25 protein-coding genes are annotated in these 21,241 nt (G+C 55.6%); 14 read left to right on the top strand and 11 right to left on the bottom strand.

Annotation, left to right across the window (positions count from 1 at the left end; genetic code table 11):
- Positions 1-61: 61 nt before the first annotated feature.
- The 5 genes from ltnD to K5R89_RS02990 are packed head-to-tail and all read left to right on the top strand — an operon-like array spanning position 62 to position 5,062.
- A complete protein-coding gene (gene ltnD, locus K5R89_RS03010; protein ID WP_023289603.1) occupies positions 62-964 on the top strand; it encodes an L-threonate dehydrogenase in 903 nt (300 codons plus the stop codon).
- An 11-nt stretch (positions 965-975) separates the two neighbouring features.
- Positions 976-2,241, top strand: a complete 1,266-nt coding sequence (gene otnK, locus K5R89_RS03005) for a 3-oxo-tetronate kinase (protein WP_048297465.1) — start codon at positions 976-978, stop codon at positions 2,239-2,241.
- Complete coding sequence (locus tag K5R89_RS03000) at positions 2,234-2,854, top strand: aldolase (RefSeq protein ID WP_065806325.1); 621 nt, start codon at positions 2,234-2,236, stop codon at positions 2,852-2,854. The genes otnK and K5R89_RS03000 overlap by 8 nt, the downstream gene beginning before the upstream one ends.
- A 4-nt stretch (positions 2,855-2,858) precedes the next feature.
- Complete coding sequence (locus tag K5R89_RS02995; RefSeq protein WP_032452753.1) at positions 2,859-3,641, top strand: HPr family phosphocarrier protein; 783 nt, start codon at positions 2,859-2,861, stop codon at positions 3,639-3,641.
- A gap of 56 nt (positions 3,642-3,697) precedes the next feature.
- Entirely contained in the window at positions 3,698-5,062 is a 1,365-nt protein-coding gene (locus tag K5R89_RS02990; RefSeq protein WP_217259168.1) for a GntP family transporter, read from the top strand.
- Positions 5,063-5,088: 26 nt separating this feature from the next.
- On the opposite strand, the gene K5R89_RS02985 is transcribed toward K5R89_RS02990, so the two are convergent.
- Positions 5,089-5,997, bottom strand: coding sequence for a helix-turn-helix domain-containing protein (locus K5R89_RS02985; RefSeq protein ID WP_217259192.1), 909 nt, complete (start codon positions 5,995-5,997; stop codon positions 5,089-5,091).
- 310 nt (positions 5,998-6,307) lie between these two features.
- Between K5R89_RS02985 and kbvR the strand changes: the two genes are divergently transcribed.
- Positions 6,308-6,919 (top strand): LuxR family transcriptional regulator KbvR, encoded by a 612-nt coding sequence (gene kbvR, locus K5R89_RS02980; protein WP_048297462.1) that lies wholly within the window; start codon positions 6,308-6,310, stop codon positions 6,917-6,919.
- Positions 6,920-6,948: 29 nt separating this feature from the next.
- Here kbvR and K5R89_RS02975 read toward each other — a convergent pair whose 3' ends face one another.
- Positions 6,949-7,068, bottom strand: coding sequence for a small membrane protein (locus K5R89_RS02975; protein WP_137910593.1), 120 nt, complete (start codon positions 7,066-7,068; stop codon positions 6,949-6,951).
- A gap of 397 nt (positions 7,069-7,465) precedes the next feature.
- Between K5R89_RS02975 and K5R89_RS02970 the strand changes: the two genes are divergently transcribed.
- Positions 7,466-8,683 carry a diguanylate phosphodiesterase gene (locus K5R89_RS02970; RefSeq protein ID WP_044522842.1) on the top strand — a complete coding sequence of 406 codons (1,218 nt, stop codon included), beginning with the start codon at positions 7,466-7,468 and terminating at the stop codon, positions 8,681-8,683.
- A gap of 20 nt (positions 8,684-8,703) precedes the next feature.
- Here the strand turns inward: K5R89_RS02970 and K5R89_RS02965 are convergent, their stop codons facing one another.
- The 3 genes from K5R89_RS02965 to K5R89_RS02955 all read right to left on the bottom strand — a co-directional run bounded on the left by K5R89_RS02965 (position 8,704) and on the right by K5R89_RS02955 (position 10,394).
- Positions 8,704-9,216 (bottom strand): 2-oxo-tetronate isomerase, encoded by a 513-nt coding sequence (locus K5R89_RS02965; RefSeq protein ID WP_023289595.1) that lies wholly within the window; start codon positions 9,214-9,216, stop codon positions 8,704-8,706.
- Between the two features lie 167 nt (positions 9,217-9,383).
- On the bottom strand, positions 9,384-9,857 hold the full coding sequence (locus K5R89_RS02960) for an Hsp20 family protein (protein ID WP_044522839.1): 474 nt from the start codon (positions 9,855-9,857) through the stop codon (positions 9,384-9,386).
- A gap of 435 nt (positions 9,858-10,292) precedes the next feature.
- Positions 10,293-10,394, bottom strand: coding sequence for a hypothetical protein (locus K5R89_RS02955; RefSeq protein WP_224222711.1), 102 nt, complete (start codon positions 10,392-10,394; stop codon positions 10,293-10,295).
- Between K5R89_RS02955 and K5R89_RS27760 the strand changes: the two genes are divergently transcribed.
- Positions 10,354-10,449 (top strand): YnaM/YnfT family protein, encoded by a 96-nt coding sequence (locus tag K5R89_RS27760; RefSeq protein WP_272482055.1) that lies wholly within the window; start codon positions 10,354-10,356, stop codon positions 10,447-10,449. The genes K5R89_RS02955 and K5R89_RS27760 overlap by 41 nt on opposite strands.
- A 411-nt stretch (positions 10,450-10,860) precedes the next feature.
- Complete coding sequence (locus K5R89_RS02950) at positions 10,861-11,496, top strand: LuxR C-terminal-related transcriptional regulator (RefSeq protein ID WP_072199086.1); 636 nt, start codon at positions 10,861-10,863, stop codon at positions 11,494-11,496.
- On the opposite strand, the gene K5R89_RS27845 is transcribed toward K5R89_RS02950, so the two are convergent.
- On the bottom strand, positions 11,493-11,615 hold the full coding sequence (locus K5R89_RS27845) for a small membrane protein (protein ID WP_044522836.1): 123 nt from the start codon (positions 11,613-11,615) through the stop codon (positions 11,493-11,495). The two genes, K5R89_RS02950 and K5R89_RS27845, sit on opposite strands and share 4 nt — an antisense overlap.
- 347 nt (positions 11,616-11,962) lie before the next feature.
- Here K5R89_RS27845 and K5R89_RS02940 point away from each other — a divergent pair, with 347 nt between their 5' ends.
- Positions 11,963-12,634, top strand: coding sequence for an SOS response-associated peptidase (locus tag K5R89_RS02940; RefSeq protein ID WP_217259169.1), 672 nt, complete (start codon positions 11,963-11,965; stop codon positions 12,632-12,634).
- A gap of 78 nt (positions 12,635-12,712) precedes the next feature.
- Here the strand turns inward: K5R89_RS02940 and K5R89_RS02935 are convergent, their stop codons facing one another.
- Positions 12,713-13,249 (bottom strand): GNAT family N-acetyltransferase, encoded by a 537-nt coding sequence (locus K5R89_RS02935; protein ID WP_102006430.1) that lies wholly within the window; start codon positions 13,247-13,249, stop codon positions 12,713-12,715.
- 206 nt (positions 13,250-13,455) lie between these two features.
- Here K5R89_RS02935 and K5R89_RS02930 point away from each other — a divergent pair, with 206 nt between their 5' ends.
- Positions 13,456-14,349, top strand: a complete 894-nt coding sequence (locus K5R89_RS02930; protein ID WP_117128794.1) for a LysR family transcriptional regulator — start codon at positions 13,456-13,458, stop codon at positions 14,347-14,349.
- Here the strand turns inward: K5R89_RS02930 and K5R89_RS02925 are convergent.
- Positions 14,344-14,946: a LysE family translocator gene (locus K5R89_RS02925; RefSeq protein WP_217259170.1), complete on the bottom strand. Its 603-nt coding sequence runs from the start codon at positions 14,944-14,946 to the stop codon at positions 14,344-14,346. The genes K5R89_RS02930 and K5R89_RS02925 overlap by 6 nt on opposite strands.
- Positions 14,947-14,976: 30 nt before the next feature.
- Between K5R89_RS02925 and K5R89_RS02920 the strand changes: the two genes are divergently transcribed.
- Positions 14,977-15,141 carry a hypothetical protein gene (locus tag K5R89_RS02920; RefSeq protein WP_181940029.1) on the top strand — a complete coding sequence of 55 codons (165 nt, stop codon included), beginning with the start codon at positions 14,977-14,979 and terminating at the stop codon, positions 15,139-15,141.
- Between the two features lie 53 nt (positions 15,142-15,194).
- Here the strand turns inward: K5R89_RS02920 and dcp are convergent, their stop codons facing one another.
- Complete coding sequence (gene dcp, locus K5R89_RS02915) at positions 15,195-17,240, bottom strand: peptidyl-dipeptidase Dcp (protein ID WP_217259171.1); 2,046 nt, start codon at positions 17,238-17,240, stop codon at positions 15,195-15,197.
- Between the two features lie 130 nt (positions 17,241-17,370).
- Between dcp and ydfG the strand changes: the two genes are divergently transcribed.
- Positions 17,371-18,120: a bifunctional NADP-dependent 3-hydroxy acid dehydrogenase/3-hydroxypropionate dehydrogenase YdfG gene (ydfG, locus tag K5R89_RS02910; protein ID WP_023289559.1), complete on the top strand. Its 750-nt coding sequence runs from the start codon at positions 17,371-17,373 to the stop codon at positions 18,118-18,120.
- Positions 18,121-18,211: 91 nt separating this feature from the next.
- Positions 18,212-18,898: a GntR family transcriptional regulator gene (locus K5R89_RS02905; protein ID WP_004206025.1), complete on the top strand. Its 687-nt coding sequence runs from the start codon at positions 18,212-18,214 to the stop codon at positions 18,896-18,898.
- Between the two features lie 51 nt (positions 18,899-18,949).
- Here the strand turns inward: K5R89_RS02905 and K5R89_RS02900 are convergent, their stop codons facing one another.
- Positions 18,950-19,381 (bottom strand): universal stress protein, encoded by a 432-nt coding sequence (locus tag K5R89_RS02900; RefSeq protein WP_048334875.1) that lies wholly within the window; start codon positions 19,379-19,381, stop codon positions 18,950-18,952.
- 268 nt (positions 19,382-19,649) lie between these two features.
- Positions 19,650-21,113, bottom strand: a complete 1,464-nt coding sequence (locus tag K5R89_RS02895) for a mannitol dehydrogenase family protein (protein WP_217259172.1) — start codon at positions 21,111-21,113, stop codon at positions 19,650-19,652.
- Positions 21,114-21,241: the final 128 nt, after the last annotated feature.

Below are 21,241 nucleotides of genomic sequence, written 5' to 3'. Positions count from 1 at the left end.
GACAACGCTTTATTCTATCATTAAATCACATTAATTAACGAATATTCACAAGGAGACCGGCATGACTGCACACACTAACGTCTGCGTGATTGGATTGGGTTCGATGGGCATGGGCGCCGCCCGCGCCTGCCTGCAGGCGGGCCTGAACACCTGGGGGGTGGACATCAACCCCGACAACTGCCGCGCGCTGCTGGAGGCGGGCGCCAAAGGCGCAGGCCCCAGCGCGGTGCCTTTCGCCGCTGAACTGGATGCGGTCGTGCTGCTGGTGGTCAATGCCGCCCAGGTTCGGGGGATCCTGTTCGGCGAGAGCGGCCTCGCCGCCCATCTGAAGCCGGGTACCGCGGTGATGGTGTCGTCAACCATCGCCTCCGCCGATGCCCAGGCGATTGCCGCGGCGCTGGCGGAATACCAGCTATTGATGCTCGACGCGCCGGTATCGGGCGGCGCGGTGAAAGCGGCCGCCGGCGACATGACGGTGATGGCCTCCGGGAGCGATGCCGTCTTCGCCCGCCTCGCGCCAGTGCTGGACGCGGTGGCCGGCAAAGTCTACCGCATCGGGAGCGATATTGGCCTCGGTTCGACGGTAAAAATCATCCATCAGCTGCTGGCCGGGGTGCATATCGCCGTCGCCGCCGAAGCGATGGCCCTCGCCGCCCGCGCCGGCATCCCGCTGGAGACGATGTACGACGTGGTGACCCACGCGGCGGGTAATTCGTGGATGTTTGAGAATCGTATGCAGCACGTCCTGGATGGCGATTACTCCCCAAAATCCGCCGTCGATATTTTTGTCAAAGATCTCGGCCTGGTGAATGACACCGCCCGGGCGCTGACCTTCCCGCTGCCGCTCGCCACCACCGCGCTGAATATGTTCACCTCCGCCAGCAACGCCGGATTCGGCCGGGAAGATGACAGCGCGGTGATCAAGATCTTCAACGGCATTACCCTGCCGGGCCATAAACAGTGAGGAGAGACAAGATGCAGCTTGGTGTCATTGCCGATGACTTTACCGGCGCCACGGATATCGCCAGCTTCCTCGTGCGCAACGGCATGGCGACGGTGCAGCTAAACGGCGTACCGCCCCACGAACTGCCGCTAACCAGCGAAGCGGTGGTGATCAGCCTGAAAACGCGCTCCTGCCCGGTGGAAACCGCCGTCAGCCAGTCGCTGGCGGCCCTGCGCTGGCTACAGGCCCGGGGCTGTCAGCAATTTTATTTTAAGTATTGTTCCACGTTCGACAGCACCGCGCAGGGCAACATTGGCCCGGTACTGGATGCTCTACTGGCAGAGCTGGGCGAGACCCGGACGGTGATTTCCCCGGCGCTGCCGGTAAACGGCCGCACGGTCTATCAGGGGTATCTGTTTGTCGGCCAGCAGTTACTCAATGAGTCCGGGATGCGCCACCATCCGGTGACGCCGATGGAGGATGCCCACCTCGGCCGCTTAATCGAGCGCCAGGGCGGCGGAAAAGCGGCGCTGATCGCCTGGCCGATTATCGATCAGGGGCCGGAGGCGGTCGCTGCCGCGCTGGCGGCAATCAGCGACCCGGCGGTGCGCTATGTGGTGCTCGACGCCCTCAGTGAACAGCATTTGCTGACCCAGGGGGCGGCGCTGCGGGAGATGAAGCTGGTCTCCGGCGGCTCTGGTCTCGCCATCGGCCTCGCCCGCGACTGGGCGCAGCGCCACGGAACCCAGGGTGAAGGATCCCAGGCGGGCATGCCGCTGCCCGGCCCGGCGGTAGTGCTCTCGGGCTCCTGTTCGCTGATGACCAACAGCCAGGTGGCGGCCTATCGTGAACAGGCTCCCGCCCGCGCCGTCGACTTAAGCGCCTGCTTTACCGATCTGGAGGGCTATGCCGGGACGCTGGCGGCCTGGGTGGACGCAAACCGCGATTCGCCGCTGGCGCCGATGGTCTATGCCACGACTGAGCCGCAAACGCTGCAGCGGATCCAGGCGCAGTATGGCGACAAGGCCAGCAGCGAACGGGTGGAACAGCTGTTCGCCGCCCTCGCCGCCGCGCTGAAGGAGAAAGGATTCACCCGGTTTATTGTGGCCGGAGGGGAAACGTCGAGCATCGTGGCGCAGACGCTGGGGGTCGAGGCGTTCCATATCGGGCCGACGATCTCCCCTGGGGTTCCCTGGGTGCGTGACACCCGCCAGCCGCTCTCCCTGGCGCTGAAGTCAGGTAATTTCGGCGATATCCAGTTCTTTGCCCGTGCCCAGCAGGAGTTTTGTCATGACTGAGCAACAGCTGCGAGATGAGATGGTGCAGATTGGCGCCTCGTTGTTTAACCGCGGTTATGCCACCGGCTCCGCCGGCAATCTGTCGCTCCTGCTGCCGGACGGCAACCTGCTGGCGACGCCGACCGGCTCCTGCCTGGGCGAGCTGCAGGCCCAGCGGTTGTCGGTGGTCACCCTGCAAGGCGAATGGATCGCCGGCGATAAACCGTCGAAAGAGATCGCTTTTCACCGGGCGGTCTATTTACATAACCCGGCCTGCAAGGCGATCGTCCACTTGCATAGCCACTATCTGACCGCGCTCTCCTGCCTGCAGGGGCTCGATCCGCACAATTGTATTCGCCCCTTTACTCCCTACGTGGTGATGCGGGTCGGCGACGTCCCGGTGGTTCCCTACTACCGACCGGGCGACGACCGCATTGCCGAGGCGCTGGCCGGCCTGGCGCCGCGCTATAACGCCTTTTTACTGGCCAACCATGGTCCGGTGGTCACTGGCTCATCGCTGCGCGAAGCCACCAATAATACCGAAGAGCTGGAAGAGACCGCGCGGCTGATGTTTACCCTCGGCAATCGCGAGATCCGTTACCTGACCGCTGACGAAGTGGATGAACTGAGATAAAACCATGCCAAAATTCGCTGCAAATTTATCCATGCTGTTTACCGAACTGCCGTTCCTGGACCGCTTTGCCGCCGCCGCCCGCGCCGGTTTCGAAGCCGTGGAGTTTCTGTTCCCCTATGAGTATGCCGCCGGGGAAATTAAACAGCGCCTGCAGGAAAACCAGCTGCAGCTGGTGCTGTTCAATACCCCGCCCGGCGACGTTAACGCCGGGGAATGGGGACTCGCCGCCCTACCGGGCAGGAGCGCTGAGGCCCGGCGTGATATCGAGCTGGCGCTGGAGTACGCCTGCCAACTGGATTGTCCGCAGGTGCATATTATGGCCGGCGTGGTGCAGCCGGGGATGGATCGCGCGGCCTGCGAGGCGGAGCTTTTCGATAACCTGCGCTACGCCGCCGAGCGCTTTGCCCGCCACGGCAAGCGGGCGCTTATTGAAGCCCTGAATCCGCAGACCAAACCGGGCTATTTCTACCACAGTCAATATCAGACGCTGGAGATTGCGCAGCGGGTCGACCGGCCAAACATCGCCGTGCAGTTAGATCTGTTTCATGCGCAGAAAGTGGACGGCAATTTAAGCCATCTTATTACCGAGTATGCCGGTCAGTACCGCCATATCCAGATAGCCTCCCTGCCCGACCGCCATGAACCGGACGAGGGCGAGATTAATTATTCATGGATCTATGCGTTGCTGGATAACGTCGGCTATGACGGTTGGATCGGCTGCGAATATATCCCCAGGGCGGATACCCTTTCCGGACTGGAATGGTTCTCGCCCTACCGGAAAAAATAAAGCGCGGTTCTAAAAATATAACTCTCTGTACACCTGTTAATACCCGAGGCAAAACTATGTCGACATCGGCGCTGTTACTTATTGCGTTAGCCAGCGTAGTGCTGTTGCTCCTGCTGGTGATCAAAGCGAAAGCGCATCCTTTTGTGGCGCTCCTGATCGTCAGCCTGCTGGTGGCGTTCGCCACCGGCATTCCGGCGGATAAAATCATTACCACCATTGAAAAAGGCATGGGCGGCCTGCTCGGCCACATCGCCAGCATAATTATTTTGGGATCAATGCTGGGGGTGCTTATTGAAATATCCGGCGGCGCCGAATCGCTGGCGAAAACGCTGACCGGCGTGCTGGGTTCTAAACGGACTATTACCGCCTTAACCATCGTGGCTTTTATTCTCGGCACGCCAGTCTTCTTTGAAGTCGGCTTTATTATCATCATTCCGTTAATTTACGGCTTCAGTAAAGTCGCCCATCTGTCGCCGCTGAAATTTGGCCTGCCGATGGCCGGAGTGATGTTAACCGTCCATGTGGCATTGCCAACCCACCCTGGCGCGGCGGCGGCGGCAGGTATTCTGCATAGCGATGTCGGCTGGTTGATGCTGGCGGGAATTGGAGTGTCGATCGTCGTGGGTATCGTGGGCTATTTTGTCGCCCGGTCTATCAATCAGCGCCATTATCATCTGTCGATTAACGTGCTGGAACAGCAGCAAACGGCCGAGGTGCCCGACCTCTCCGTCAACGCCCAGCAGACCCGACTGGCGCCGCCGAATGCGCTGGTTATCGGCGGGCTGATCGTGGTGCCCATCGTGCTGATTGTTTCCGGAACGCTTTGTCAGGCCCTGCTGCTGCAGGATAACGCGATTCGCCAGCTGATGACCGTCATTGGCACCCCGCCCGTCGCCCTGCTGATCTCCCTGGGGCTGGCCAGCTGGACGCTGGGCATCCGGCGGGGGATGAACCTGAAAAAGTTGGGAGAAGTCACCGGCAGCGCGATCCCCTCCTCGGCGGACGTGATCCTCGTCGCCGGCGCCGGCGGCGCCTTTGGCGGGGTGCTGGTCGCCTCCGGCATCGGCAATGCCTTAGCCGAGGCGCTGGAGACGATTCATCTGCCGCTGATGCCCGCCGCTTTCCTGCTGTCGCTGGTGCTTCGGGCCTCGCAGGGCTCGGCCACCGTGGCGATCCTTACCACCTCCGGCCTGTTGTCACAGGCGGTCGTCGGGCTGGAGCCGCTGCAGCTGGTGCTGGTGACGCTGGCGACCTGTTTCGGCTCGCTCGGGTTATCGCACGTTAACGACGCCGGGTTCTGGGTGGTCACGCGCTATCTCGGGCTCTCGGTGCCGGACGGACTCAAAACCTGGACCGTACTGACCACCATCATGGGGGTGACGGGCTTCCTGATCACCTGGCTGTTGTGGTTTGTACTGTAATATTTACCTGGGTGGCTCCGGCCACCTTATCGTGTCCCCTTCGCGGGGACTAACGCATTATCGCTGCCCGGCAGCTGGCCCCCCGCTGACAGCGTCACCGGTATAAAATAGCGTACGTGATAGCGCTTCTCCTCTGCCTCTCCTCCTTCCGCATGACGGGTCATGAAGCATTCAATGTCATGCCCATCCCGACGGCTTACCCCCAGCGTTGGCAACCGTTCCAGATAGAGATCGCTGGACAAACGGGCATAGCGTGACCAGCTGCCGTAGAATTCAACCCCCACATACAGCCCCGACCGGGTAGTCAACGCGGAAGACGGCTTTCGCGCCTCGTGACAACCGACAAAGGCGTTAACCTCGACGTTAAGCTCATTTTGACTCGCTGCGGCGTAATCGGAAAGTATGGAAAGCGAACCGCCTCCAGCGGCGAAAAAGCGGTCAACCTTTTGTCTGATAGCCGTCTTGCCGGTACTTTGCAACACCATATCCGACAGGCGCAGTTCATACTTCATCGTGTAGCCATAATAGACCCGCTCCGGCAGGGAACAGATCCGAGCCAAAGGCAGGCTCTCATCATCCGTGGGGAATTTTTTTAACAGTTTTGCCGTGTCCCAGTGCGCCGCGCAGCGGTACTCCCGTGGCGAAAGCGAGAAACGTTTCTTAAACTCCCGGGAGAAGGTCTGCGGCGAATCGTAACTTAACTGCCAGGCTATGGCGGCGATCGGTTGCCGCGTTAAACGCAGACTGACCGCTGCGATGGTCAGCCGCCGCAGGCGAATATACTGCCCGATGGGTAACCGGCCATATTGATAAAACACCTCGTACACAAACCGACGCGAATAGCCCATATACTGCGCCAGGTCATCGATCGCCGGGTTACAGTAGATATTATCCTCCAGCCACGCCAGCATTTTTAAATAGAGCATTTGCTTCATAAGCACCGCATACTTCCTGTAATCTTGTCCTCCGCTAATTTTAGCAACAGATACTGGCTACCACTAAGCTTTTTATGCATCGCAAAAATAAAAAATTATTAAAGTGCTTAAAACGCCATCTAATATAGGCTTATCATTTTGTTTATTAGGAACTTTCGCATACCAACACACCGTTATCTCACTTTTCCTGGCAGATATTGCATTAATGAAAAACATCCCTTAGATTACCCCAGCTAAAAAAGACCTGCGCATCACCATTATATTCTTTAATTTATTCTGACACCTTTTTCATACCCCACTGGGAAGTTATATGACGAATTTTTTGATCAATATAAAAAATCACTATTTGCGAGTCGCTATTGCGGAGCTGGTGGATGAAGCGATGAAGACCTACGGGGGATCAGCCTATCAGTTTTCTGAACAATGGGACCTGGAGTCGATAGCGCAATCTCAGGTGTTCTTCACGGAAATGGTGGCGGGAGAATGGTACCTGTGTCATGACCTGTTTCAGCATGCCCCAGAGCAATACACGCTTTTTATTTTCCAGGACAATGAACAAGCTACCGTCGAAGAGGGCTTACCCAACTGTCTGCGGCAGGCGGTGTTTATACCTCCCCATGCTCCCGTTCAGCGTCTTAAAGATGAGATAGTCAGCGCGATTCAGCGCCCCTTATCTCCTCAGCATGACCCGGCCTTCAATCGGCTGCGGCGTTGTATCAATTGCGCCTGCAAGTCGGTCAGCGATGCGCAAACCAAAGTCATTTACGCGTTCAGTATTGGTCTGAGTCCGCATGAAGTTGCCGCGGCGCTAAAAATTAGCCACAAAACCATTCACTCGCATAAAAAGAATATTATGAACAAGTTCAATTTGCACAGCCGCCAGCAATTTAACAACCTCGTAAAACTACTCGCCAGACGTTAATACAACCGTCATTATATTACCTCTGCAGATTATCTTCTGGAACGGAAGACGTAGCGTCTTTTGCGTCTTTCCTGAATATAAGAAAGACCACTCCACAAAGAAATGACGGGACAAAAAATCAAACACAAAATAATAAATAAGTCGCTCATATCAGACCTAAAAAAAGAATTTAACTTACGTTGATAATATGCATTTGCATTTAATCAGGCAAGACCAGCATCTCTTTTTGAGAGCGGGCAATATAATGGCAGGATAATTCCTGGTGGCGAATGTTAACCGATAATTTAAGGCGGTAGACCAATACCGCAGGAGGAATGAGCGGCCTGTTTGCCCTTTTTTGCATTGGGAATGAGAAAATGATAGCTAAACCTCAGATTCCCTGTAGAGTGAAGGTAATCACAAAGTGAAGCTCCCGTTCCGCGTAGCGGACATCACGGTTGGTTAAATGTCATAAAAAACAGCCTCCCTTCTCCGAGGGTCTGGCCATACCTCCCTAAATACGCGCTGTGCGGACCATTACGCGCTGCCGCAGCGACCGGAATGATTATGCTAACCACCCTGATATACCGCAGCCAGGTTAATCCTGCCCGCCCGCCCACCGATCTCGACGCTTTAATTCATCGCGCCAGCGGGAAAAACATGCCTCTTGGCATCACCGGTATTCTGCTGTTTAACGGCCTGCAGTTCTTCCAGGTGCTGGAGGGAAGCGAGGAAGATCTTGAGTCGTTATTCCACGAGATACAGAGCGATCCGCGCCATCGCGACGTGGTGGAACTGATGCGCGACTATTCGGCCTACCGTCGTTTTCACGACACCGGGATGCGCCTGCTGGATCTTCGTCTTTTCGAAGCCGACAGCGCGCTGGAGGAGCTCCTGCGCTTTAGCTCGTTTGGGGTCACCGAGCCGGTCAACGACCGGATGTTCCGCCTGATTAGCGCCTTTATCGCCGACGGTGGGCGCTATTGTCTACCCGAGCCGCTGCAGCCTTCTCGCTGGACGATGATGCCTGCCCCGGCCACTGCTACGGCGCGCCACCTGCCCGATCAACCTTGCCAGTTTGCCCTGCAGGCCATCGTCGAGCCGGCCACAAAGCGGGTCTCTTCCTTTGAAGCGCTGATCCGCAGCCCCACCGGCGGATCTCCTGTAGAGATGTTTGCCGCCATCCCGGCGGAGGATCGCTACCGTTTCGACCTTGAGAGCAAAGCGTATGCCTTCTCTCTCGCCGGTCAGTTACCGCTTGGTAAACACCAGCTGGCCATTAACCTGCTGCCCGGTTCGCTGTATAACCACCCTGACGCCGTAGGCTGGCTGATGAACAGCCTGCTGGCGGCCGGCCTCAGACCTGACCAGGTGCTGATAGAGGTTACCGAAACGGAGGTGATCACCTGCTTTGACCAGTTCCGCAAGGTGCTCAAAGCGCTGCGCGTCGCGGGCATGAAGCTGGCCATCGACGACTTTGGCGCGGGTTACTCCGGCCTGTCGTTACTGACCCGCTTTCAGCCCGATAAAATCAAAGTGGATGCAGAGCTGGTGCGCAATATTCATATCAGCGGCGCCAAGCAGGCGATTGTCGCCTCGGTCGTGCGCTGCTGCGAGGATTTGGGCATCACGGTGGTGGCGGAAGGCGTCGAAACCCTGGAAGAGTGGTGCTGGCTGCAGTCGGTGGGCATTCGCCTGTTTCAGGGGTTCCTTTTCTCCCGACCGTGCCTGAACGGCATCGGGGAAATTTGCTGGCCGATAGCGCGTCAGGCCACGGATCTGTAAGGCCGCGGTAGGCGGCAGCGTCACTGCCAGTGGGGGAGCTTTTCGCCCAGCGCCGCCAGGGCGAAGCGCACCGCTTTCGCCACCACTGTCTCGCAGTCACCGGTAAAGCGCAGCCGTTGGGTTTCGATCTGGCCGCGAAAGTTCCAGGCAAACCATACCGTGCCGGCGGGGGTACCATCCTCTCCCCCCTCCGGTCCCGCATAGCCGCTGATGGCGATGGCGATGTCGGCCCCGGCTATCGCCAGCATACCGCTGGACATCTCCTTCACGCACGCTTCGCTGACAGCGCTGTGTTCCGCCAGGGTTTCCGCGCGCACCTGCAGCACATTGCGCTTGGCTTCATCGCTGAAGGTAACCACGCCGGTATCATAAAAGGCCGCGGTATCAGCCTGAGCGCAGAGCGCTGCCGCCAGATTGCCGCCGGTGCAGGATTCCGCAGTGGTGAGCCGCCAGCCGCGCGCGATAAGCGCGCGGGCCACCTCGGCGGTCAGTTGATGAGTATGTTGTGCGTCTTTATCGATCTCGTCAGCCATTCTGACTCCTCGCCGAATTTGAAAAGTATCACCGCCTCACTGCCCTGTTAACAGGATAGCATAGTGATTTCTCTCGTCGCCTGAAGGCCGCTACGCCACCCTGAGTGAATAAAATAAAGGCCCGCAGCGCGGGCCTTGAAAGGAACGACCTCGGCACAGAGGCGGAATCACACTTTGTGTTCGATCACCCGCCCCTGGTTCTCAATGGCAATTTTGCGCGGTTTTTCGCTCTCGGGGATCTCCTGATGGATAGCAATTTTTAAGATCCCGCTCTCCAGTTGCGCCTGATTAATCTGGGCGTGTTCGGGAAGCGAAAAACTAAGCTGGAAATCAGCCCGGCGAATGCCTTTATAAATCCAGCCCTGGCTGTTTCCGGAATGATTGTCGGTTTGCGCGCGTTTACCGGTAATATGCAGATTACCGCCTACGGTCTCTATTTCCAGTTCATCATCTTTCCAGCCAGGCACGCTGACGCTGAGCAGAAAATTACTGTCATCCACTTTCTGTAAATCGTAGGCTGGTAAGGTCCCCACCGGCGTATCGCCCGTTAACTGGCTGAAAAGACGGTCGATACGGTTAAAGCGATCGGCAAAAAGGGAATCAGCAAATACCGGAAGTGCTGACAAGGTTTTGAGTGCCATAATTAACCTCCTGAATATCCATTCAAAAGCTCAACATAAAGGCAAGCATTGCTTGTCCGCTTTATAAAATAATAGCTAAAGCGCGTTTTTCAAGACCTGAAATAAAAAAATTTCTTCGTCAGTCACAGAAAGAAATAACCAGGTCAGGTGGCAAAGTGACCCCCGCCAGACGGCGGGGGCTGGGGTGCTTCTGAGTCCCATAACTGATGCTGTTTAACATTCAATAAACAGAAGCGTCATGTATATATTACTTGTTCAAGGGGATGTCAACGCCCGAATCGCCCCCCCTCCCCCGTCGCCCTGCAATAGCGCCACGAGAAACGCGGTTCCCCTGCGGTCGTTTCGCCAACAGCGGCGGCCTCGACATCACTTTGGCCTCGCTGGCGCCAGCCGGAAGACCCTGGCGAAAATTTACGCCGTCAGGGAAGGAACCTTTCACCTCCCTCCGTGCCTAATAACCTGCATACGCACTTTCTGAGGCATCACTATGACCGGCATTTTTATCTCCACCACCCTGTTCGCCCTCTTCGCGTCGATGTTGATCGGTCTGGGGATGGTATGGAAAGGCATCTCCAACAACCCGGATAACTAATCCTTTTTGGACGCCGTTGCCAGTCACCTGAGGCAGCGGCGTGATAGCGCCCTCTACCGACATCCGGTCAGGACCACTTCTGCTTCCGCTCAGGCATTATTGACAAGAGTATGCCCTTGCCGAACCGTTTTTGAACAAATAATTCATGCAATAAATACATCACTTGAATTAATACATTCCAATCCAGAATTAATGTTTGTTATATGTACAATTTAAGCAGTTTGTGCCAAATCACCAGCTACAACAGGGCAAAGCCCAAAATCAACACATTGATTTATATGCTTTTTAAAGTCTTTTCCAGATAAAGTCTCAAAAATGGATTTATTGATTTTATTAGCTATTAGAAATATCCTAATCCCATATACTGTAAATGCTCTCCCCCTTAAAAATATTAATATTTTGACAATCGGCATTACTATGACTAATATTTTCATTAATACTGAAAACATATTTCTTAATCGAGGTGTTTGTGAACTTCTTATCGAGGTCGCAAAGGAAGAAAACATCTGTACACCTTTTTCCATTTTGCAATACTCACCAGATACTCTCGGTCAGATAGATATGCTGTTTACGGAAATGACGACCGGTGAACATTATCTATGCCACCCGGTTTTCAAAAAAATCCCCGAACAAACGTCTATTTTTATTTTCGTTCCCACCGATAGTGCTGTGCAAGTTGATCGGATACCGTATTGTCTACGTGATGCTACTTTTATTAGTATCAACACCGGATTGCACCGTATAAAAAATCAGATTGCGAAACATCTCATGGAGTCAACAGCGTCAATTGATGATCGCCAGGTAAAAGACAGCAGACGCTGTGTAAAATGCCCTCGATTAACATTGACCAAATCACAACTTTATATTATCGATGCGATCAGAACGGGAATGAACAATCAGCAGATAGCGCAAGAACTGGGTATCAGCCATAAAACGGTCTTTTCCCATAAAATCAATATCATGAAAAAATTCCAAATAGCCACCAAACAAGAGTTAACGAAATTCTCATCCGTTGCTCTTGCGCTGTCCTCAGGAAGGATCGGTTAACGTCGAGTTTTGTTAAATCGCATCTTCATTTTTCTTCGATCTTTAACATAGGAGAGACCAAAAATTAATGATGTCAATAATAATACTACCGCCAGGGATAATAATAGCCAGTTACTCATAAACAACCTTGTCAAAGTAAAAGATGATTTTTAAATAATAAGGGGTAAAAGTTTTCGAACACAACTAAACGCCAACCATTTCAGACAAAGGTAAAGCCACATACGATAATTCTGAAAAGCAATAAAAGAGAAGAAGCCTTCTCTCTAGCCCCGGTTATTAGGGTAATAAAGATTACTCGTAAAGAGAAAAAGCCAGGTACCACACCGAACGGTTATTGCAGAGACGTCTGGCAATATGATGGCCTGAAATTATAGCCTCTTCCAGTGGAATGATTGTGGTTTTTGGTAAGGCGTCCCTTTTTTCTGCTGTTCTATACTTCTAGTCAGACATCTGGCTGGAGGTGGCGATGTGCGGACGTTTTGCGCAAGCACAGACGCGGGAAGCATACCTGGCGTTTCTCGCAGAAGAGGCCGAACGCGATATCCCCTGGGACCCGGAGCCCATTGGGCGGTATAACGTCGCGCCCGGGACAAAAGTGTTACTCCTGAGTGAAAGGAATGAGCAACTCCACCTCGATCCCGTTCACTGGGGCTATGCGCCGGGATGGTGGGATAAATCACCGCTGATTAATGCCCGGGTTGAAACCGCTGCCACCAGCAGGATGTTCAAACCGCTGTGGCAGCACGGGCGGGCGATCTGCTTCGCCGATGGCTGGTTTGAATGGAAAAAGGTCGGAGACAAAAAGCAGCCCTACTTCATCCAGCGGAAGGATGGCCAGCCGATATTTATGGCCGCTATTGGCAGCCCCCCCTTCGAACGCGGGGACAGCGCCGAAGGATTTTTGCTGGTGACCGCTGCCGCCGATCGCGGTCTTGTCGATATACATGACCGCCGGCCGCTGGTCCTGACGCCGGAAGCCGCCCGGGAATGGATGAGGCAGGATCTCACCGGCGCGGAAGCGGCGGAGATTGCCAGGGTCGGAAGCGTCTCCGCCGACGATTTCATCTGGCACGCGGTATCGCGGGCGGTCGGCAATGTGAACAATCAGGGGCCAGCGTTAATTGAGCCAGTAGAGTGAGCACCTAACTCTGTGCCGATCCCCCGCCTGATGCGCCGGCTGCGGTGCGATCCAGCCTTGCCAATAAGCCCCCGCGAGTTATCCCGACTGGCTTAACCACTCGCTTAAGGTCAACGAATAAAGCAGACTCGGCGGGGCATTTTCTATATCGGCAATCTCGTTGATGAACCTCAAGCCTGCTTTCTCGAGCACTTTTCGCGAAGCCAGATGATTCGCCCTCACCACCGCTGAAATCTCCGTGAGTTTGATCGCCTCGAAGCCATATCTTACCGCCGAGGTCGCGAGGTCGGTGGCCAGCCCTTTTCCCCATGCCTCTGTTGCGAATCGATAGCCAAGATTGTTGATGATGACATCGTTATAGCGGCGAATACTTAAGCCGCCAAAGCCAATGATTTTTTCCGGGGCATCACGCGCCGATATGGCCCAGTTGCCAAACCCGCGATCGTGCCAGTGGGCAAGCCAGCGCTGGAGAACCGTACTGGCATAGTCAATATCCGGGTAGGGTCCTGCGGGGTTAAAGGTATTGGTCGCCGGATCGCCATAAATTCGGTAAAGATCGGCGACATCTTCAGCCATGACAGGGCGAAGACGCAGGCGATGAGTCTCAATATGCAAACGTATCTCCTTGACGAGTGAGGTGGCCCGCGACGCTTCGCGAACCCTCCCTGCCGTTGTGAATGCCTGGTACTCGTTCAAGCGGACCTGAGAAGCGCGATTAAACAGATACTTCCGGCAATAAAAATAGGATATGGTAATCCGGAAACGGGATCCCTTTTTATCGGCGCCACGCATATCGTTACCGCGTGAACACAGGACTGTAAATGATCGATGACATCCGCTACCTGATAGTCTTTGCCAAAATTGTCGAGAGCGGTTCTGTTTCAGGCGGCGCCGCGGCGTTAGGGTTGTCGACCGCAACAGCAAGCGCACATTTATCCAGGCTTGAGAAAAACCTTAACAGCGCTTTGCTCTACAGAAATACCCGAAAGCTTTCTCTAACACAAGATGGCGAAAGTGTGCTGGAGACCGCCAGATCGATGCTCGAGCTTTATGAAAAAGGCGTCATTGAGTTTAAGCAACGTTCGGTATCCACAGCCGGTAAGCTGCGTATCTCCATACCTGCCGTTTTTTTAAACAGCCCATTCACTCACCATCTTGCAAATTTCATTAAAGAGAACCCGGATATTGCTCTGAGCATTTCTTATAGTGACCTGCGCGAGGACATTATTGCCGACAGTATTGATGTCGCCTTTCGCATTGGCGAGCTCCCCGATAGCGCTCTCAAGGCACGGCACCTGTTTGTTCTGCCGCGAAAGCTGGTGGCAGCAAAGGGCTTTCTCCTGCGCTATCCCCCCATTGATCATCCCGCTATGCTTGAATCAATGCCGTGGATTGGGCTGACGATGAGGGAGAATGTGCGCGAGTTCAGACATCGCAACGGCGAACGGGCGATAATAAAGTATACGCCCGGCGTGTATGTCGATAGTGTTGAGGCCGCCTATGCCCTTGCCAGACAACAAATTGGCCTGGCCGCTCCGCCGCGTTTTCTCTGCGAAGAGGATATCCGCCGCGGCGACATGCAGGAACTACTCCCTGACTGGTCATTAGCCCCGCTAAAAGTGTATGCCCTATGGCCTGGCAATATTTCAGTTAGCGGCGCGGCCTATAAGTTGATTAATTTTATCTATAATGCCGTTGAACATCAGCCGCTATGAATAGGTAATAGACTGCGAATACAGTATGTAACCCGCAGTCATGCACAATAATCCGCCCATCACCAGATTAAACAGGCGGATCTGTGCTCTGCTTTTGAGAATCGCTGACATTTTATCACCAAATATCGCCCAGGCCGCCAGGGACAGATAGCAGACAAAAAAGTAGATGATAATAAATAGCGATATACTCAGGCGCGACGAGGGTTCAGAAAACAAGGCGACGCCAGAGGCACAGGCAGCCCAGGCTTTAGGATTGAGCCATTGCATTAAAAAACCCTGCGCAAACCCCGGCGCCTGTGCTTTTTTCAGTGACCATTCCGGATGTGAAGTAGCAATTTTATAGCCCTGAAACAAGATAAATAACGAACCAACGATATTCAGATAGCTAAAAAACCAGGGGTGCGTTGCGATGGCCGCGTAGAGTCCAAAACTAATAAAAACCAGTAACAATGTAAAACCAATAGTGGCGCCCGAGACGAAAGAAAATGTTTTTCTGAATCCATGCGCAGCGCCGGAAGAGATAATAACCATATTAACCGGACCTGGCGAAAATGACAGGGCCAGCGCAAACATAAGCATAGTAACGATCAAAATCATTTATTTATCCGTTTTCCAGGGAGAGATATCGTGGCAGGTGGTTTTATTACCACCTGCATGACGTTATTGAAAGACTACCTCGATATCGCAACGGGATTAAGTGGCTTTTCTCTAAATGTGTATTTGATTATTTTCGCGCTATTTGTCCTGACCGGCACCTGGCGCAATCTTCTGCGATCAAAGCATGGCCAGTGAAAAGCGCCTGATAAGGAAAACACCCAATCGATCGCTTCTCACCGCCCGATAACCTATGCGCTCAACCCGCGATTTTCCAGCATTGGCTCAATCTGTGGATCGTGTCCGCGCCACTGGCGATACAGTTCAGCTAAATCAGCGCTATTGCCGCGCGACAGAATCGCCTCCCGGAAGCGCTGACCGTTCTCACGGGTCAAACCGCCCTGCTCCACGAACCACTGATAGCCGTCGTCGGCCAGCATCTGGGTCCACAGGTAGGCGTAATAGCCTGCCGCATAGCCGCCGCCGAAGATATGGGAGAAGTAGCTGCTGCGATAGCGCGGGGGAACGGCCGCCAGATCGAGGTGTTCTTCCCGGAGTACCCTCTGCTCAAATGCATCCACCTCGTCCGGAAACGCGGTGGTCGACAGCGTGTGCCAGCGCATATCGAGCAGCGCAGCAGCCAGCAGCTCGCTCATGTCGTACCCTTTATTGAAGGTTGCCGCACGCAACATATTGTCGCGCAGCGCCTCCGGCATCGGCTCTCCGGAGCGATAGTGCTTCGCATAGTGGGCGAATACCTGCGGATGGCTGGCCCAGTGTTCGAAGATTTGCGACGGAAACTCGACAAAATCCCGCGGGGTATTGGTCCCGGAGAGGCTGGCATAGCGCTGGCTGGCGAACAGTCCGTGCAGGGCGTGGCCAAACTCATGGAACAGGGTGATCACCTCATCCCATGACAACAGCGCGCTCTGTCCGCTCTGCGGCCGGCTATAATTGCAGACGTTATAGATAACCGGGCGCTGCTCCCGCAGGGTCGACTGTTCGACAAACACGTCCATCCAGGCGCCGCCGCTCTTTGAATCGCGCGCGAAATAATCACCGTAAAACAGCGCCATCCCTTCGCCATTGTGGTCGAAAATCTCCCAAACCCGCACATCCGGGTGGTACACCGGGATGTCAAAGCGTTCCACGAAGCGGAGCCCAAAGAGCTGTGTTGCCGTCCAGAAGACGCCGTCCTGCAGCACGCGCTCGAGGGCAAAATAGGGTTTGAGCTGCGCGTCATCAATGGCATAGGCAGCCCGCCGCACCTGCTCGCTGTAGTAAAGCCAGTCCCATGCCTGCGCGCGAAACTCCCCGCCTTCGTTGTCGATCACCTGCTGGATGTCCGCCAGCTCACGTTCCGCCCTCGCCCGCGCCGCCGGCGCGATCTGGCGCATAAAGCCCAATGCCTCCGCCGGAGAAGCCGCCATCTGATCGGTCAGCGCCCAGCTGGCGTAATTTGCCGCCCCCAGCAGTTCCGCCTGCTGCGCGCGGATCGCCGCCAGCCGCAGCACCAGACTACGGGTATCATGCTCATCGCCCTGTTGATTGCGCGTCCAGCCGGCGGCGAAGAGATTCTCCCGCGTTTGCCGGTCGCGCAGCGCAAGCAGCTGCGGCTGCTGGGTGGTGTTGGTCAGCGTCAGCAGCCAGCGATCGCCGAGCCCTTTTTCGCGCGCCGCGTCGGCCGCTGCCGCTATCTCCTCATCGGTCAGGCCATCCAGTTGATGCCGGTCATCGACCACCAGGCCACCGCTTTTCGCCGCCCCTAGCAGCCGCTGCTGGAACTGACTTTGCAAAGTGGCCGCTTCGGTGTTCAGGGCGCGCAGCACCGCCTTCTGCGCCGGGGCCAGCGTTGCCCCGGCGTGAACAAAGCGTTGCCATGTCAGGGTCAGAAGACGCCGGGATTCGTCGTCAAGCGAGAGCGTCTCGCGCTGCTCGTAGACGCTGTTCACCCGCTGGAATAACGCCTCGTTGAGCCAGATGTCATTCCCCAGCCCGGCGAGCTCGGCGGAAAATTGTTCATCCAGTGATTGCAGATAAGGGTTGGTATGGGCGCTGGCCATGGCGAAAAAAACCCGCGTCACCCGCGCCAGCAGCTGTCCGCTCTGCTCCAGCGCCTCGAGCGTGTTGGCGAAACTGGCAGGCTGCGGATTGTCGATAATGGCGCGGATCTCCTCGCGCTGCTGTCGGACGCCCTCATCAAACGCCGGCCGATAGTGACTGTCTTCGATCAGATCAAACCGCGGCGCCTGGTAAGGCAACAGACTGACGCTAAAAAAGGGGTTTTGTTCGGACATCTTTCTCTCCTGTACAGGCTTATCCTGTAAGATTAGGCTTCTCCTTAAGGGGTCGCAATGATTTCCGTTACCGGTCGCCGCCTGTGCGTGCTATGGTATGAAAACACAAAAAGCGTTGAGGAACAGTAAGATGATTATCATGGTCACCGGCGCCACTGCCGGTTTTGGTGAAAGTATTACTCGCCGTTTTGTCGCCAACGGTCATAAAGTGATTGCGACCGGACGTCGCGAAGAGCGCCTGAAGACGCTGAAAGACGAGCTGGGCGATAATCTTTATATCGCGCAACTGGACGTTCGCAACCGCGCCGCTATTGAGACGCTGATTGCCGACCTGCCCGCCGAGTGGCAGGCAATCGATGTGCTGGTGAACAACGCGGGTCTGGCGCTCGGTCTGGAGCCGGCGCACCGCGCCAGCGTGGAAGACTGGGAAGATATGATCGACACTAATAATAAAGGGCTGGTGTACATGACCCGCGCCGTCCTGCCGGGCATGGTGGCGCGCAATCGCGGCCACATCATCAACATCGGCTCCACGGCAGGCTGCTGGCCTTACGCCGGCGGTAACGTCTATGGGGCGACCAAAGCCTTCGTCCGTCAGTTCAGCCTCAATCTTCGCACCGACCTGCACGGCACCGCGGTGCGCGTCACCGACATCGAGCCGGGCCTGGTGGGCGGCACCGAGTTCTCGAACGTCCGCTTTAAAGGCGATGACGCCAAAGCCGGTAAAACCTACGAGAACACCGAAGCCCTGACGCCGGAAGATGTGACCGAGGCGGTCTGGTGGGTGGCCACCCTGCCGAAACACGTCAACATCAACACCCTGGAGATGATGCCGGTGAGCCAGAGCTTTGCCGGACTCAGCGTTCACCGCCAGGGCTAACCGTCAGCCACCCGGCCTGCTGGCCGGGTATGGGCGGAACCGCAAAAAACGCGTAAAATAGTGCGCATAACCCCATAAAAAGTAACCATCAATGGCCGCAGAATCGCAACTGAATCCGACGCAACCCGTCAATCAGCAAATTTATCGCATCCTCCGCCGGGATATCGTTCACTGCCTGATCCCGCCTGGCACGCCGCTGTCGGAGAAAGAAGTCTCCGTGCGTTTTGCGGTATCTCGTCAGCCGGTGCGCGAGGCCTTTATTAAGCTGGCGGAGAATGGACTTATCCAGATCCGTCCCCAGCGCGGCAGCTACGTCAACAAAATTTCCCTGTCTCAGGTGCGCAATGGTTGCTTTGTCCGCCAGGCGATTGAATGCGCGGTGGTCCGCCGTGCCGCTGGCATGATTAACGATGAGCAAGTCTATCAGCTGGAGCAGAATCTTCATCAGCAGCGTATTGCCGTCGACCGTCAGCAGTTAAACGACTTTTTCCTGCTTGATGATGAATTTCACCAGAAGTTGTCAGTTATTGCCGATTGTCAGCTGGCCTGGGATACGGTGGAAAACATCAAAGCCGCTATTGACCGCGTGCGCTACATGAGCCTCGACCATGTCTCCTCCCCGGAGATGCTGCTGCGCCAGCATCATGAAATTTTCACCGCGCTGGAAAAACGCGACGCCGAGGCGGTCGAGAAAGCCATGAGTATTCATTTGCATGAAATCAGCGAATCCGTGCTGTTGATCCGCCAGGAGAATCGCGACTGGTTTAGCGAAGAGTAAGGATCAGACGGCTGCGAAATAAGGCAGACGCAGCCGTCGTAATGGAAAGGATTATCTGACCACCAGCACCGGCGTTTTGGCGTAGCGCAAAATGGATTCGGCGTTGGAGCCCAGCAGATGGGTGGAGATCCCCGGTTTGCGGGAGCCAATCACTATCACATCGAACGCTTCGTTGTTACTGATAGCCAGAATTTCATCGCGCACGTTACCAAAGACGACCCGGGTATGGATCCGCGACATCGGTATGTCGAACAGTCGCGCCACCTCGCGCATCTTTTTCTCCGACTCTTCCTGCATATAGGCTTCGAATTTACGAATATCCGCCGTAAACCCGCGTAATAACGAACGGCTGCTGTTCGGCAGAACGTTGAGCAAGGTGATTTCGCCATTTTCCGCCGACGCGAGAAATTCCGCGTGACGCACTGCCTTATCGCTTAAATCCATTTCAAAAACATCAACAGGCAATAAAATCTTTTTATACATGGCCCGCACTCCTTTTCCAGAGAAAGTGATTTTTCAATAACTTAACTATGCCATTTTTGCGGTGAATGACCAGCCTTTATTCGGAAAAATAACAGCTAATTATCTTTAGTAAATCAGGGAAATATAGAGTTATGTAAGGACATTGCGTTCGATCATATTTTTAGTCTGCTAAAAGCGATCGACAGCAAAAAATGAAATATCAGCGGAACCGTGCGGAAACAGCAGAAGAGCCGGTGTCGACCCCATGACCGACACCGGGAATAAACGATTATTGCGCCTCAGCCCATGCGGCAACGGTGGCTTTGGCCCCCTGACGCTGCAGCGCAACATAGGCGCGGGTCACCGCCGAGACGAACCGCGCTTCCTGCGGCAGCTCACGGCCGAAGATGGCCTCAATGCCCAACAGCGCTTTGACGCGCGCTTCGCCATCGGCGCTGGCGGCTACCGCCTCCTTGATCACCGGCAGCAGCGGATCGCAAATTTCGATCGCCTGGCCGGCGTCGTCAACACCGCCGACATAGCGCATCCAGCCCGCCACGCCCAGCGCCAGCAGCGTGAAGTCATGCTGGTGCGCCAGGTGCCAGCGTACCGAGTCCAGCATGCGCTGCGGCAGCTTCTGGCTACCGTCCATGGCAATCTGCCAGGTACGGTGTTTGAGCGCCGGATTGCAGTAGCGGTCAATCAGCAGACTGGCATAGTGTGACAGATCCACCCCCTGCACTTTCAAGGTCGGAGCCTGCTCGTCCAGCATCAGCGCCAGCGCCGCGCGGCGGTAGTTGTCATCCTGCATACAGTCGTTGATATGCTGATAACCGGCCAGATAGCCGAGATAGGCGAGGAACGAATGGCTGCCGTTGAGCATCCTCAGCTTCATCTCTTCGAAAGGCACCACATCGGCGACCAGCTCCGCCCCCGCTTTCTCCCACTGTGGACGTCCGGCGACAAAGTTATCCTCAATCACCCACTGGCGGAAAGGCTCACAGGCCACGCCAGCCGGGTCGCGCACGCCGGTCAGCTGTTCAATTTTATCGAGGGTTTCCGCCGTCACCGCCGGGACAATACGGTCCACCATGGTCGACGGAAAGGTGACATTCTGTTCTATCCATGCGGCGAGGTCCGCGTCCAGCGCCCGGGCGTAGGTGCAGACGACGTTGCGCATCACATGACCGTTTTCCGGCATGTTATCGCAGGACATCACGGTAAAGGCCGACAGCCCTGCCTCCCGGCGACGCGCTAAGGCCGCCACCACTACGCCCACTGCCGATTTCGGCTGGCGCGGTTTAGCGAGATCGGCGGCGATCAGCGGGTGATCGAGCTGCAGCTCGCCGCTGGCTGGCGAATGGCAATAGCCTTTCTCGGTAATGGTCAGGGAGACAATGGCCACCTGTGGCTCACACATCGCCGAAAGCACGGCCTCGAGACCATCGACCTGGGCGTGCAGCGCCTGCTTCACCACCCCGACCACGCGCGCGGTCCACGCGTCAGCGGACATTTCTGCCACGGTGTACAGCAGATCCTGCTGCCGGAGATCGGCGATCTGCTGCTCGCCGCCAATCAGGTTGACTTCAGTGTAGCCCCAGTCGCTGCCGTGCTCGCTGGCCAGTATATCGGCGTAGACCGCCTGATGGGCGCGGTGGAACGCGCCAAAACCCAGATGGACGATACGGGGGACCAGCGCGCGGCGATCGTAGTCCGGCTGTATGGCGTTAGCGGTTAAGAGGGTGTTTTCCATGATGACTCTCGTTGTTATGTGGCTCATCAACCATTCTCTGGGAGAACTCTCGAGGAGAATGCCTTTGTGCCTCAACCATCTCACGCAATTGGTATAACATCTTTGATTTCTGTCAACTACCATACAAG

This window comes from Klebsiella sp. TF21-TM (genome assembly GCF_019753495.1).
In the GTDB taxonomy this organism is placed as follows: Bacteria; Pseudomonadota; Gammaproteobacteria; order Enterobacterales; family Enterobacteriaceae; genus Klebsiella; species Klebsiella quasipneumoniae.
This window is presented reverse-complemented; position numbering and strand designations above follow the sequence as displayed.

Excerpts from the sequence above, each read along its gene's own strand:
- ltnD (WP_023289603.1), top strand. The coding sequence starts at position 62 with ATGACTGCACACACTAACGTCTGCGTGATTGGATTGGGTTCGATGGGC.
- otnK (WP_048297465.1), top strand. The coding sequence starts at position 976 with ATGCAGCTTGGTGTCATTGCCGATGACTTTACCGGCGCCACGGATATC.
- K5R89_RS03000 (WP_065806325.1), top strand. The coding sequence starts at position 2,234 with ATGACTGAGCAACAGCTGCGAGATGAGATGGTGCAGATTGGCGCCTCG.
- K5R89_RS02995 (WP_032452753.1), top strand. The coding sequence starts at position 2,859 with ATGCCAAAATTCGCTGCAAATTTATCCATGCTGTTTACCGAACTGCCG.
- K5R89_RS02990 (WP_217259168.1), top strand. The coding sequence starts at position 3,698 with ATGTCGACATCGGCGCTGTTACTTATTGCGTTAGCCAGCGTAGTGCTG.
- K5R89_RS02985 (WP_217259192.1), bottom strand. The coding sequence starts at position 5,997 with ATGAAGCAAATGCTCTATTTAAAAATGCTGGCGTGGCTGGAGGATAAT.
- kbvR (WP_048297462.1), top strand. The coding sequence starts at position 6,308 with ATGACGAATTTTTTGATCAATATAAAAAATCACTATTTGCGAGTCGCT.
- K5R89_RS02975 (WP_137910593.1), bottom strand. The coding sequence starts at position 7,068 with ATGAGCGACTTATTTATTATTTTGTGTTTGATTTTTTGTCCCGTCATT.
- K5R89_RS02970 (WP_044522842.1), top strand. The coding sequence starts at position 7,466 with ATGCTAACCACCCTGATATACCGCAGCCAGGTTAATCCTGCCCGCCCG.
- K5R89_RS02965 (WP_023289595.1), bottom strand. The coding sequence starts at position 9,216 with ATGGCTGACGAGATCGATAAAGACGCACAACATACTCATCAACTGACC.
- K5R89_RS02960 (WP_044522839.1), bottom strand. The coding sequence starts at position 9,857 with ATGGCACTCAAAACCTTGTCAGCACTTCCGGTATTTGCTGATTCCCTT.
- K5R89_RS27845 (WP_044522836.1), bottom strand. The coding sequence starts at position 11,615 with ATGAGTAACTGGCTATTATTATCCCTGGCGGTAGTATTATTATTGACA.
- K5R89_RS02940 (WP_217259169.1), top strand. The coding sequence starts at position 11,963 with ATGTGCGGACGTTTTGCGCAAGCACAGACGCGGGAAGCATACCTGGCG.
- K5R89_RS02930 (WP_117128794.1), top strand. The coding sequence starts at position 13,456 with ATGATCGATGACATCCGCTACCTGATAGTCTTTGCCAAAATTGTCGAG.
- K5R89_RS02925 (WP_217259170.1), bottom strand. The coding sequence starts at position 14,946 with ATGATTTTGATCGTTACTATGCTTATGTTTGCGCTGGCCCTGTCATTT.
- dcp (WP_217259171.1), bottom strand. The coding sequence starts at position 17,240 with ATGTCCGAACAAAACCCCTTTTTTAGCGTCAGTCTGTTGCCTTACCAG.
- ydfG (WP_023289559.1), top strand. The coding sequence starts at position 17,371 with ATGATTATCATGGTCACCGGCGCCACTGCCGGTTTTGGTGAAAGTATT.
- K5R89_RS02905 (WP_004206025.1), top strand. The coding sequence starts at position 18,212 with ATGGCCGCAGAATCGCAACTGAATCCGACGCAACCCGTCAATCAGCAA.
- K5R89_RS02900 (WP_048334875.1), bottom strand. The coding sequence starts at position 19,381 with ATGTATAAAAAGATTTTATTGCCTGTTGATGTTTTTGAAATGGATTTA.
- K5R89_RS02895 (WP_217259172.1), bottom strand. The coding sequence starts at position 21,113 with ATGGAAAACACCCTCTTAACCGCTAACGCCATACAGCCGGACTACGAT.